This is a genomic window from Gilliamella sp. Choc6-1 (genome assembly GCF_001690385.1).
Taxonomy (GTDB): domain Bacteria; phylum Pseudomonadota; class Gammaproteobacteria; order Enterobacterales; family Orbaceae; genus Gilliamella; species Gilliamella apicola_A.
Genome location: NZ_LZHI01000040.1, coordinates 1 through 11,978, shown reverse-complemented (window position 1 = coordinate 11,978; position 11,978 = coordinate 1). Strand labels below are relative to the sequence as shown.

10 protein-coding genes are annotated in these 11,978 nt (G+C 35.2%); 3 read left to right on the top strand and 7 right to left on the bottom strand.

What is annotated here, in order from left to right; translation table 11 throughout:
- The first annotated feature begins 154 nt into the window (after positions 1–154).
- Positions 155–1,351, top strand: coding sequence for an efflux RND transporter periplasmic adaptor subunit (locus A9G36_RS05775; RefSeq protein ID WP_051825294.1), 1,197 nt, complete (start codon positions 155–157; stop codon positions 1,349–1,351).
- Between the two features lie 19 nt (positions 1,352–1,370).
- Positions 1,371–4,577, top strand: coding sequence for an efflux RND transporter permease subunit (locus A9G36_RS05770; protein WP_034946618.1), 3,207 nt, complete (start codon positions 1,371–1,373; stop codon positions 4,575–4,577).
- A 311-nt stretch (positions 4,578–4,888) separates the two neighbouring features.
- On the opposite strand, the gene ruvC is transcribed toward A9G36_RS05770, so the two are convergent.
- The 7 genes from ruvC to A9G36_RS05735 all read right to left on the bottom strand — a co-directional run bounded on the left by ruvC (position 4,889) and on the right by A9G36_RS05735 (position 10,191).
- The gene (gene ruvC, locus A9G36_RS05765) at positions 4,889–5,374 is read right to left on the bottom strand and encodes a crossover junction endodeoxyribonuclease RuvC (protein WP_065568971.1); all 486 of its coding nucleotides are present in this window, start codon (positions 5,372–5,374) and stop codon (positions 4,889–4,891) included.
- A complete protein-coding gene (locus A9G36_RS05760) occupies positions 5,374–6,117 on the bottom strand; it encodes a YebC/PmpR family DNA-binding transcriptional regulator (protein WP_034946615.1) in 744 nt (247 codons plus the stop codon). Before A9G36_RS05760 ends, ruvC begins: the two co-directional genes overlap by 1 nt.
- A 189-nt stretch (positions 6,118–6,306) precedes the next feature.
- A complete protein-coding gene (fis, locus tag A9G36_RS05755; protein WP_025315996.1) occupies positions 6,307–6,603 on the bottom strand; it encodes a DNA-binding transcriptional regulator Fis in 297 nt (98 codons plus the stop codon).
- A gap of 7 nt (positions 6,604–6,610) precedes the next feature.
- Positions 6,611–7,618, bottom strand: a complete 1,008-nt coding sequence (dusB, locus tag A9G36_RS05750; protein ID WP_065585494.1) for a tRNA dihydrouridine synthase DusB — start codon at positions 7,616–7,618, stop codon at positions 6,611–6,613.
- Between the two features lie 37 nt (positions 7,619–7,655).
- Entirely contained in the window at positions 7,656–8,522 is an 867-nt protein-coding gene (prmA, locus tag A9G36_RS05745; protein ID WP_065568970.1) for a 50S ribosomal protein L11 methyltransferase, read from the bottom strand.
- On the bottom strand, positions 8,497–9,948 hold the full coding sequence (panF, locus tag A9G36_RS05740; protein WP_065568969.1) for a sodium/pantothenate symporter: 1,452 nt from the start codon (positions 9,946–9,948) through the stop codon (positions 8,497–8,499). The genes prmA and panF overlap by 26 nt, the downstream gene beginning before the upstream one ends.
- Positions 9,949–9,954: 6 nt before the next feature.
- Positions 9,955–10,191 carry a YhdT family protein gene (locus A9G36_RS05735; RefSeq protein WP_065568968.1) on the bottom strand — a complete coding sequence of 79 codons (237 nt, stop codon included), beginning with the start codon at positions 10,189–10,191 and terminating at the stop codon, positions 9,955–9,957.
- Between the two features lie 178 nt (positions 10,192–10,369).
- Here A9G36_RS05735 and ilvC point away from each other — a divergent pair, with 178 nt between their 5' ends.
- The gene (gene ilvC / locus A9G36_RS05730) at positions 10,370–11,848 is read left to right on the top strand and encodes a ketol-acid reductoisomerase (protein WP_065568967.1); all 1,479 of its coding nucleotides are present in this window, start codon (positions 10,370–10,372) and stop codon (positions 11,846–11,848) included.
- Positions 11,849–11,978: the final 130 nt, after the last annotated feature.

Genomic DNA, 11,978 nt, shown 5'->3' with positions numbered 1-11,978 from the left:
ATAGGAACTCTATAAATTTATTTTTTAGAACTCTGTGCTATTAACTCGTAAAGATATTTACAATTTATGCCTGTTTTTTGTAAAATCATCCGTTACTTTTAAATAAGATTCATTGTCTTAAAAATAACAATTAAGTTACTGAGGTCATTTTTATATGAGATTTAACAAGCTACTATTAACTGTGCCAGTGGCACTAACCAGCTTATTTTTATTAACAAGTTGTGATAATACGCAATCACAAAATGGTAGTAATCAAACGCCGAAAGTAACCGTATTTAAAGTGGAACCATTAACTTATACTTTAAAAATTGGATTACCAGGTCGAGTTGTTGCATCTCAAATTGCTGAAATTAGACCTCAGGTCGGTGGAATTGTTTTAAAACGTGAATTCGATGAAAGTTCGAATGTGAAAGCTGGTCAATCACTTTATCAAATCGACCCTGCCATTTATCAAGCTAATTACGATAGTGCCGTTGCCAGTGTTGCTAGTGCTAAAGCTAATGCAAGTATTGCGCAACTGACTTTAAAACGTTACGCAGGTCTACTGAATACCAAATCCATCAGTCAACAAGATTATGATAAAGCTGCAGCAGATGCTAAACAGGCTGAAGCTAAAGTGCTTGTTGCGCAAGCAGCTGAGCATACCGCAAAAGTAAATTTAGATTATACTAAAGTGTATTCACCAATTAATGGTTATATTGGTAAATCAAGTGTTACTGAAGGGGCTTTGGTTTCAGCAGGTCAATCAACTGCATTAGCCTTAGTTCAACAACTTGATCCAATTTATGTGGATATGACAGAGGCTGCGACACGTTATAACAAATATCTACAAGATCAAAATGTCATTTATGAGCCGGCTAAAGAAAACAATGTTGAACTCTATTTTAGTGATGGTTCAAAATACGCTTATTCTGGTAATATTAAATTTTCCGATATGACAGTTAATGAAACAACTGGTACTGTAACTTTACGTTCTCAATTCCCTAATACTGAAGGTAAAATTCTCCCTGGTATGTTTGTTAAACCGCAAATGACTCTTGGTTATATTAAAAATGCAGTTATAGTTCCTCAACAAGGTATTACGAGTAATAAACTTGGGCAATATACCGCTAAAATTTTAAAACCTGATAACACGATTGAATATCGCCAAAATATACAAGTTTATACGGGGATTAACGGATATTGGATTATAACTAAAGGTATTGATATTGGTGAACAAGTTATTACAACTGGATTACTTAATTTAACTGGAGTTGAGATGGGTAAACCAATGAAAGGTAAAATAGTTGGTGAACCAGCAATGCTTACTCAAGAGCAGTTAGATAGTATCATCAAAAACAGTGTGAAATAAAGCAGGGGTAGATTTAATTATGGCTAAGTTTTTTATTGATAGACCTGTTTTTGCATGGGTAATCGCTATCATGATGATGCTCGGCGGTGCTTTATGTATAAAGCTTTTAGCTGTCGAACAATATCCAGATATCGCACCACCAGCAGTCACTGTTACCGCAAGCTATCCAGGTGCGGATGCTCAAACAATCGAGAATACTGTTACCCAGCTGATAGAACAGAATTTAACTGGACTTGATAATTTAATATACATGAAATCAACCAGTAGTGCACAAGGTGTGGTTCAAACAACGTTAACCTTCTCACCAGGTACGAGTCCAGATTTTGCGCAAGTACAAGTATTAAATAAAGTAGAGAGTATAAAATCTCGTTTACCTGAAAGTGTACAAAAAAATGGTGTTTCAGTAGCTAAAAATAATACTAACTTTTTAAAAGTTATTGGTTTCTATTCGACTAACCCATTAAAAACACAAGCAGATATTGCTGACTTTGTTTACTCAACGGTACAAGATCCAATTCGACGTGTGCAAGGTGTTGGTGATACACAGTTATTCGGCTCAGAATATGCGATGCGTATTTGGCTTGATCCTAATAAATTAACTTATTTTAATTTATCTATTGAAGAAATTACTGCTGCTATTCAATCTCAAAATGCTCAAGTAACTGCAGGACAACTAGGTGCATTACCGGTAATTGATGGTCAACAATTAAATGCTACTATTACTGCCCAATCACGTTTAAAAACACCTGAGCAATTCCAAAATATTTTACTTCGTGTTAATACGGATGGTTCTAACATCTTATTAAAAGATGTGGCAAAAGTTGAAATAGGCGCTGCTGATTATAGTTTTATCTCTCGTTATGATGGTAAGGCATCAGCAGGTCTTGGGATATATTTAGCAACTGGCGCTAACCAATTAGATACTTCTGAACAGGTAGATAAGAAGATTAAAGAGTTGTCTCAAATCTTTCCTGAGGATATTAAGTTTGCTTATCCATACGATACTACACCATTTGTTAAACTTTCCATTAACAATGTAATACACACACTTATCGAGGCAATTATTTTGGTTGTTATCGTTATGTATGTGTTTTTGCAGAATCTTCGTTCAACACTTATACCAACAATTACGGTTCCTGTTGTACTATTAGGGACGTTCGCCATTTTGTATATTTGTGGATTTACCATCAATACATTATCGATGTTTGCTATGGTGCTGGCGATTGGTCTTCTGGTCGATGATGCAATAGTCGTTATTGAAAACGTTGAGCGTATTATGCATGATGAAGGTTTATCACCTTATGCTGCAACAGTTAAATCAATGGAGCAGATAACATCTGCGTTAGTAGGGATAGCCGTTGTTCTGTCTGCCGTTTTTGTGCCAATGGCATTTTATGGTGGTGCTGCCGGAGGAATTTATCGTCAATTTTCTATTACTATTGTAACGGCGATGGGATTGTCAGTTATTATGGCAATTGTATTAACGCCTGCTCTTTGTGCTCAAATATTGAAAGCACCTTCTAAAAATAAATCTAATAAGACTTCATTTGTTGAAAATTTAGAAAATGTACCTCCATTTAGTTGGTGTTCTAAATGGACAAAAATATTTTTTGATTGGTTCAATCACTTTTATGATAAAAGTTTACGTGCCTATGAAAAAGGTGTAATAAAAGTAATTCGTTATCCTCTAATTGCTTTTGTTTGCTATGTGTTGATCATTGTAGGATTAGTATTTGGATTTAATCGTTTACCAACAGGATTTTTACCTAATGAAGATCAAGGGGTTCTTATTGTTTTGGTAGAATTGCCTCCTGGATCGACATTAGAACAAACCATGTCTGTATTAGATAAAACCACAAAATTCTATATGGAGAAAAAAGCTGATTCAGTGAAGGAAGTGTTTACTGTAGCTGGTTTTAGTATGGTTGGACGTGGGCAAAACATGGGGCTTGGTTTTATACGATTAAAAGATTGGGATATACGTAAACGTGCAGATCAAAAGGTGGATGCCTTAGCAAGAAGTGGTATGGGTTATGCTTCTACTATAACGGAAGGACGAGTCATTGTGACCAATTTGCCTGCAGTGCCTTCATTGGGTATGGCAAACGGTTTTTCTTACATGTTAAAAGATTCTGCTGGATTAGGGCATGATGCATTAGTCGGCGCATTTTTCCAAATTCTAGGTGAAGCTTCAAAACATCCTGATTTACAACAAGTACGTCCTGCAAGTATGTTAGATGTTCCACAATATAAAATTAATGTTGATTTTGAAACGGCACAAGCTCTTGGCATTTCGGTAAGTAGCGTTAATAATGTATTATCAACAGCCTTAGGTTCTGCTTATATTGATGACTTTGTTTATAATAACCGAGTTAAGAAAGTATATTTACAATCTGATGCACCATATCGTATGTTGCCTGATGATTTTAGTCATTGGCATGTAAAAAACAAAAATGGTCAGATGGTGCCGTATGATGCTTTTGCAACTACATCTAAAAGCTATGGTTCACCATCATTAGTCCGTTACGATGGTGTCGCTGCTATGGGTATTAGTGGATCTGCCGCTCCTGGTTTGAGTTCTGGTCAAGCAATGGCTGTGATGGAGGAGTTATCTAAACATTTACCGAAAGGGTTTACTTTTGATTGGACAGATATTTCTTATCAAGAACGTCAAACTGGTTCACAGACAACAACACTTTATATTATTTCTATTATAGTGGTGTTCTTGTCGTTAGCAGCTTTATATGAAAGTTGGAGTGTACCAATTTCGATCTTATTTGTTATCCCTTTAGGTATCTTAGGGACTGTGTTTGCAACTATGTTTAGAGGACTGGATAACGACATTTATTTTATCGTGGGGTTATTAACAACAATGGGGCTATCAGCAAAGAATGCTATCTTAATTGTTGAATTTGCCAAAGATGCTCTTGAAAAAGAGGGTAAATCATTAATGGATGCCACCCTTGAAGCTTGTCGGCTTCGTTTGCGTCCGATTTTAATGACTTCATTTGCTTTTATTTTAGGGGTACTACCTCTAGCATTAAATAGTGGTGCGGGATCTGCAAGTCAAAATGCAGTAGGTACTGGTGTAATTGGTGGTATGTTAACAGCAACCTTTTTAGCAATATTTTATGTTCCATTGTTCTTTTTGTTTGTAACAAAAGTGTTTACAAAGCATAAAAATAAAGTCGTTTTACCGACAGAGAGAACTAAATCTAAAGATTAGCTCATTGATTTAATTAGTATAGCTAGTTTATTTTAGCCATTATAAAGTTAAGAAATATGAGACCTAATTTGATACTAGTATTAGCTTAAGCTAAAAAATGCACCAATTTATTTGGTGCATTTTTTTGATAAATTAGTTTTTTAAAACAAGATATTATTAATTAATACGATTGAATGATTTTGTTATGTGTATTGGAATCTCGTGTATCAATTAAAATAGACTTATTGGAATTGTTTTAAAAGAGGATAAACGTAAATCATAATTAACACTAAGTTAGTATTAATTATGTAGAAGTAGTTAACTTGAATTTACTAATAAGATTTTACTGAATGTTGTATCATATGAGCATGCGTTATTGCTATTGCTAAAGCATCTGCTGCATCAGCTTGGGGGGAGGCTGGTAGTTTTAATAGTAATTTCACCATATGCTGAACCTGCTTTTTATCTGCTGCGCCTGTTCCTACAACACTTTGTTTAACCAATCGTGCAGCATATTCAAAGACCGGTAAGTCTTTGTTAACAGCTGCAACAATCGCTGAACCTCTTGCTTGTCCTAATTTTAAAGCTGAATCGGCATTACGAGCCATAAAAACTTGTTCAATAGCAAATATATCGGGTTGAAATTGGAAGATAATTTCACTAACACCTGCATATATACGCTTTAAACGTGTAGGAAGGTCATCTACAGCAGTACGAATACATCCACTACCAAGATAAGTTAATTGTCGCCCAGTTTGACGAATTACACCGTAACCCGTCAAACGAGAGCCAGGATCAATGCCTAAAATAATGGCCATTAAAGTGTTGCTGCAACTTCTTCCGAAACTTCACCATTATGGTAAACTTCTTGGACATCATCACAATCTTCAAGCATATCGATAAGACGTAGTAATTTTGGTGCCGATTCAATATCAAGATCTACTTTCGTTGCTGGAATCATTGATACTTCTGCTGATTCAGCCACTAATCCTGCTGCATCAAGCACATCTTTTATTTCACCAAATGATTCAGGTGTCGTAAATACATCAATTGCACCATCATCATAAGTTATTACATCATCTGCACCAGCTTCAAGTGCGGCATCCATCACTTTATCTTCATCAGTACCAGTTGGATAGGAAATAACGCCTTTTTTGGTAAATAAATAAGAAACAGAACCATCAGTACCTAAATTTCCTCCAGCTTTGGTGAAGGCGTGTCGTACTTCTGAGACTGTCCGATTACGATTATCACTTAAACACTCAACCATGACTGCTGTGCCAGCTGGACCATAGCCTTCGTAAATAATCGTTTCCATATTAGTATCATCCTCCCCTCCGACTCCACGAGCCACTGCACGATTCATGGTGTCACGAGTCATATTATTTGATAATGCTTTGTCCATTGCTGCACGTAAACGAGGATTTGACGCTGGATCGCCACCACCTATTTTTGCTGCCGTCACCAGCTCACGAATAATTTTGGTAAAGATTTTACCGCGTTTTGCATCTTGCGCTGCTTTGCGGTGCTTGGTATTGGCCCATTTACTATGACCTGCCATAAAATTCTCCAGATTAAAAAATTTAAAAAATCGTCACATTTTAACAAACTTTTAGTAAAACTTCATTATCAATATGTCTATTGATTTTACTTCTCAAATCTGACAAATTTTTTAAAAATTAACTAATAAAAAAAGCGCCTAATAGATTAGACGCTTTTCAATCATGTACAACATGCCAATAAGTATTGATTAACTCATCCCATATTGTTTTAATTTTTTGCGTAAGGTGCCACGATTAATACCTAGCATGTTTGCTGCTCGAGTTTGATTTCCACGTGTATATTGCATAACCATATCAAGGAATGGGTGTTCAACTTCAGCTAACACTAATTCATATAAGTCATTAGGATCTTCGCCATTTAATTGTGATAAATAGTTTTTTAATGCTTGCTTTACAGAATCTCGCAAAGGTTTTTGTGTTATTTGGTCTTGTGAGTTTACAGTTGTAAATTTAAGTGCTGCAGCTGTAACGCGTTGTTCTGACATAGTATTCTTAACTCTTTTGTTTGTATCTAATTTGACTAAAAAATGCTTTTAGTGTTTTTACTTGCTCACTTGTATTGTTGAGTACACTAAATAAGCGCCTAAATTGATCGCTATCAGCATAGTTCTTGGTATACCAATTGACATGCTTTCTAGCAATCCGTAATCCTTTGTATTCTCCATAAAACCGATAAAGGTCATCAAGGTGTATAAGCACTACTTGTTCCACTTCATCAATCGTTTTTTCTTTTTGTAACTTTCCATGTGTTAAATAGAATGCAATTTCTTCAAATATCCAAGGTCGCCCTTGTGCCGCTCGGCCGACCATTATAGCATCAGCTTGCGTATATTGAAAAACATCTTTTGCTTGTTTAGGTGTACAAATATCACCATTAGCAATTACTGGAATTGTAACATTTTCTTTCACTGCTTTTATTGATTCATATTCTGCTACACCATTGAAAAAGCAATCACGAGTGCGCCCATGAATAGTAATAGCCTTTACTCCACAATCCTGCGCAATTTGTGCGATTTCAATGCAATTTCTATGATTTTTATCCCATCCAGTCCGCATTTTCAATGTTACAGGCACATCAACTGCGCCAACAACTTTTTGCAAAATGGTTTTAATCAGTTCTGGATACTGCATTAATACAGAACCGGCTAGTTTTTTATTAACTTTTTTAGCTGGGCATCCCATATTGATATCAATCAATTGGGCACCGTGTTTGACATTAAACTCAGCTGCTTTGGCCATCTCATCAGGATCGGATCCGACAAGTTGTACTGCACGTATACCTTTATCATCAGCTGAGATAATTCTTAATGCTGATTTATCAGTATGCCATACATCTGAATTTGCCAAAAACATTTCTGATATTGTCATGCCTGCTCCAAACCGGTAGCATAAATTTCGAAACGGTTTGTCACTGATTCCAGCCATTGGTGCGGCAATTAAGTTATTTCTTAATGTGACCTTACCAATATTTAGCAAATTTAAGTTGGCTATATTACGCATTTTTTCTCGAACTTAAAAGGGGAAAAACGTCAATTTTTCACTTTTTTTTACCAGTGATGCGACACCATTCTTCCTGTTCAATAACAGGATCAAGCTCAAAATGAGATCGATAAGCAGTGCAAACACTATGTGATTGGGTTGTAAGTATCCCAGATAAACCTAATAATCCGGATGGTTTAACAAGTTTATTTATATTTGGTTCAAGTTCTTTTAATGGACCAGCTAAGATATTTGCAACAATGACATCTGCTTGTAAAGCATCAGGAATATCTTTAGTTAAATAAAGTTCTAATTTATTGCTAACATTGTTACGAGCTGCATTATCACGGCTCGCTTGAATTGCTTGTGGATCAATATCAATACCAATTACACGTTTTGCGCCAAGTTTTAAAGCTGCGATAGCTAAAATGCCTGAGCCACAGCCATAATCTATAACTAATTTGTCTTTTAAATTTAAGCTATCTAGCCAAGTTAAGCATAAGGCAGTGGTTGGATGTGTGCCTGTCCCAAAAGCTAAACCAGGGTCTAGCATAACGTTAACGGCTTTAGGATCGGGAACTTCTTGCCAGCTAGGACAAATCCATAAGCGTTTACCAAATTGCATAGGATGGAAATTGTCCATCCATTCACGTTCCCAATTTTTATCTTCTAATCGCTCAATTTTATAAGAATATTGTTCAAGATCTAATATGACTTTTAATTCATCCAAATCAATTTGATCATCATACAGACCGATAACGTCAGTATTTCCCCAAAGTTTTGTTTCACCAGGTAACGGTTCAAAAACAGGCGTATCATAAGTATCTTCAAAGGTAACTGATAATGCACCTGATTCTTCTAATTGTTCACTAATTTGTTCGGCAAGATCACTAGTAGTATTAATTCTGAGTTGAATCCAAGGCATAATTTTTTCCTGTGTTACCAAACATATTGGCAATAATGAAAACAACCAATCCAATAATTAACGATGGAACTATTGGATGGAAAGAATAAATTTTAATATTATAAGCAGCCAATAAAGCATAACTCGTAGCACCAGCAAACATTGAGCAAAATGCACCAGTTGCATTGGCATTTTTCCAATAAAGCCCAAGAATTAATGGCCATAAAAATACCGCTTCTAAACCACCGAACGCAAGTAAATTTAACCAAATAATCATATCTGGTGGATTTTTGGCTGCTAGTATGAGTAATCCACCAAAAATAAAAGTAATACTAATAGATATACGGGTTAACATTTTGTCACTATATTTTGTATTAGGCTTTATACTTAAATAAAGATCTTTAATAATAACAGATGAAACTTGTAATAATTGAGCATTGATTGTCGACATGATTGCAGCTAATGGCGCAGCTAAAAAAATACCTGCTGCTAATGGAGGTAATACATGGATAATTAATGTAGGTATAATTAGATCTGGAACGGTTAAATCATCAATAATTGCTCTCCCAAGAGCACCCGATAAGTGCATAGTTAACATAATGATGGTCACTACGATAGTTCCAATGATGATACCTTGATGTACAGCTTTACTGTTTTTGTAAGCCATACAACGCACAGCCGTATGTGGTAAACCTACAACACCAAAACAAACTAATACCCAAAATGATGCCATAAAAGGGAAATCCATGAAATCGTTAGGACCTTGTGGAGTTAACAAAGCAGGATCAATTTCTTTTAAACGATCAATAATTGTGGTAATCCCACCACCAGCATAAATAATTGCAGTTAATAGCAAAATTGAGCCGATGATCATCACTAAACCTTGGAAAGCATCATTTAAAATACTCGCTCTAAATCCACCAAATGCGGTATAAATGACAGTACCAATGCCGAAAATTAATAATCCAACGCGATAAGGTATGCCAACAGAAGATTGCAATAAACGGGCTCCACCGACAAACTGAACCGTCATAGCGCCAATAAAAGCAACGACAAGAGCAATACTGGCAAACCAGACAATCATCTTATTTTTATAATGAGCATAAAGCATATCACTTAACGTTATAGCATTATATTTACGTGCTAAAATAGCAAATTTTTTTCCTAAAATACCAAGTGAAAGCAAAACAGTAGGAACTTGAATCATAGATAATAATACCCAACCTAATCCATATTTATAAGCTGCTCCTGGGCCGCCAATAAATGAGCTAGCACTAATATAAGTTGCTGCTAGGGTCATTGCGAGTAAAAAGCCTCCCATAGTTCTATTACCGATAAAATAATCGGTAAATTGATTTACTTTTTTTCGTTTTACATAAGCATAAATAGATAAAGCAAACACAAAAATGAGATAAATATAAATCGGTAAAATAATGTCGGTATTCATCATTAATCACTTAGTTTGTTCTAAAGAAATATTTTTGAACTGAAATTTTACAATCCCCCAGCATAGCAAAATAAAACTCAAAGGAGACATAATACAAGAAAGTTCGAACCACATGGGAAAACCTAAAATGCCAGATTCATTGCCAATATTATAAGCAGTGACAACCCATGCAATCAAATAAATTACTGTAACTAATAAAGATAAAATCGCTTCTTTATTTGCTTGCTTATATCGTGTATCCATATTGTAAAAAATAGTTAATAGATGAAAGGTGGCTTAGAGTAAAAGAAAGTATATTATTTGGCAAGTATATTGCAATTTATGCAATGTAATATTTTAAATATATCAATTTTAGCAATAATAAAATTGATATATAGTGCCAGTTAACTAATTTTTAACAACTCAAATCATGGAGAGCGTTATGTCAAACTATTTTAATACCCTAAATTTACGAGAAAAATTAGAACAGCTAGGGCAATGCCGTTTTATGAAACGTGATGAATTTACATCAGAATCTGATTTTTTAAAAGGTAAAAAAATTGTAATTATTGGTTGTGGAGCACAAGGTCTTAACCAAGGTCTTAATATGCGAGATTCAGGTTTAAATATATCTTATGCATTACGTAAAGAGGCTATTGCTGAAAAACGTCCATCATGGAAGAAAGCAACTGAAAATGGTTTTAAAGTAGGAAGTTATGAAGAATTAATTCCAACAGCAGATCTTGTTATCAATTTGACTCCTGACAAACAACATTCTGCCGTTGTTCAAGCTATTCAGCCGTTAATGAAAAAAGGCTCTGCGCTTGGCTATTCTCACGGATTTAATATTGTTGAAGTAGGAGAAAAGATTCGTTCTGATATTACAGTTGTGATGGTAGCCCCTAAATGCCCTGGCACTGAAGTTCGTGAAGAATATAAACGTGGTTTTGGGGTACCGACTCTGATCGCAGTTCACCCAGAAAATGATCCAAAAGAAGAGGGGCTAGCGATTGCTAAAGCATGGGCTGCCGCAACTGGTGGACATCGAGCAGGTGTTTTACAATCGTCATTTGTTGCCGAAGTAAAGTCTGATTTAATGGGCGAACAAACAATTCTTTGTGGTATGCTACAAACAGGATCATTACTTTGTTTTGATAAGCTAGTGGCAGATGGTGTTGATCCTGCTTATGCATGTAAATTACTCCAATTTGGTTGGGAAACGATCACAGAAGCGCTAAAACAAGGCGGGATTACTTTAATGATGGATCGTCTATCTAATCCAGCTAAACTGCGCGCGAATGCTTTAGCAAAAAAATTAAAAGCGATCATGACAGATCTTTATCGTAAACATATGGATAATATTATTTCAGGAGAGTTTTCATCTACTATGATGAAAGATTGGGCAAATGATGATGCGAACCTACTTAAATGGCGTAAAGAAACAGGTGAAACCGCTTTTGAAAAAGCTGCTGACTATCAAGGTAAAATTGATGAACAAGCTTATTTTGATCAAGGCGTTGTTATGGTTGCAATGGTTAAAGCAGGTGTTGAACTTGCGTTCGAAACCATGCTTGAATCTGGCATTTTACCTGAATCTGCCTATTATGAATCACTACACGAGTTACCATTAATTGCTAACACCATTGCACGTAAACGTTTATATGAAATGAATGTAGTAATTTCTGATACTGCTGAATATGGTAACTATTTATTTGCCAATGCAGCAATACCATTATTAAAAGAAAAATTTATGCCAATGTTACAACCTGGTGATCTTGGTAAAGCAATCCCTGAAGGTAGCGTTGATAATGCACTATTACGTGATGTTAACGAACAGATCCGTCATCATCCAATTGAGATCATAGGACGTAAACTTCGTAGTTATATGATTGATATGAAAAGAATTAATGTAGCCAATTAATTATTCATCGATTTTACCATGTTAAAAAGTGCTTAATTGCACTTTTTTTATATTTATTATTTTTAAAAAAGAGTTGATTGCTAATTTTTGATATGAATTGTGCCATGATTAAAAAAGATCTAATAATTAA

Coding starts and splice junctions, on each gene's coding strand:
- A9G36_RS05775 (WP_051825294.1), top strand. CDS start 155: ATGAGATTTAACAAGCTACTATTAACTGTGCCAGTGGCACTAACCAGC.
- A9G36_RS05770 (WP_034946618.1), top strand. CDS start 1,371: ATGGCTAAGTTTTTTATTGATAGACCTGTTTTTGCATGGGTAATCGCT.
- ruvC (WP_065568971.1), bottom strand. CDS start 5,374: ATGGCCATTATTTTAGGCATTGATCCTGGCTCTCGTTTGACGGGTTAC.
- A9G36_RS05760 (WP_034946615.1), bottom strand. CDS start 6,117: ATGGCAGGTCATAGTAAATGGGCCAATACCAAGCACCGCAAAGCAGCG.
- fis (WP_025315996.1), bottom strand. CDS start 6,603: ATGTCAGAACAACGCGTTACAGCTGCAGCACTTAAATTTACAACTGTA.
- dusB (WP_065585494.1), bottom strand. CDS start 7,618: ATGCGTAATATAGCCAACTTAAATTTGCTAAATATTGGTAAGGTCACA.
- prmA (WP_065568970.1), bottom strand. CDS start 8,522: ATGCCTTGGATTCAACTCAGAATTAATACTACTAGTGATCTTGCCGAA.
- panF (WP_065568969.1), bottom strand. CDS start 9,948: ATGAATACCGACATTATTTTACCGATTTATATTTATCTCATTTTTGTG.
- A9G36_RS05735 (WP_065568968.1), bottom strand. CDS start 10,191: ATGGATACACGATATAAGCAAGCAAATAAAGAAGCGATTTTATCTTTA.
- ilvC (WP_065568967.1), top strand. CDS start 10,370: ATGTCAAACTATTTTAATACCCTAAATTTACGAGAAAAATTAGAACAG.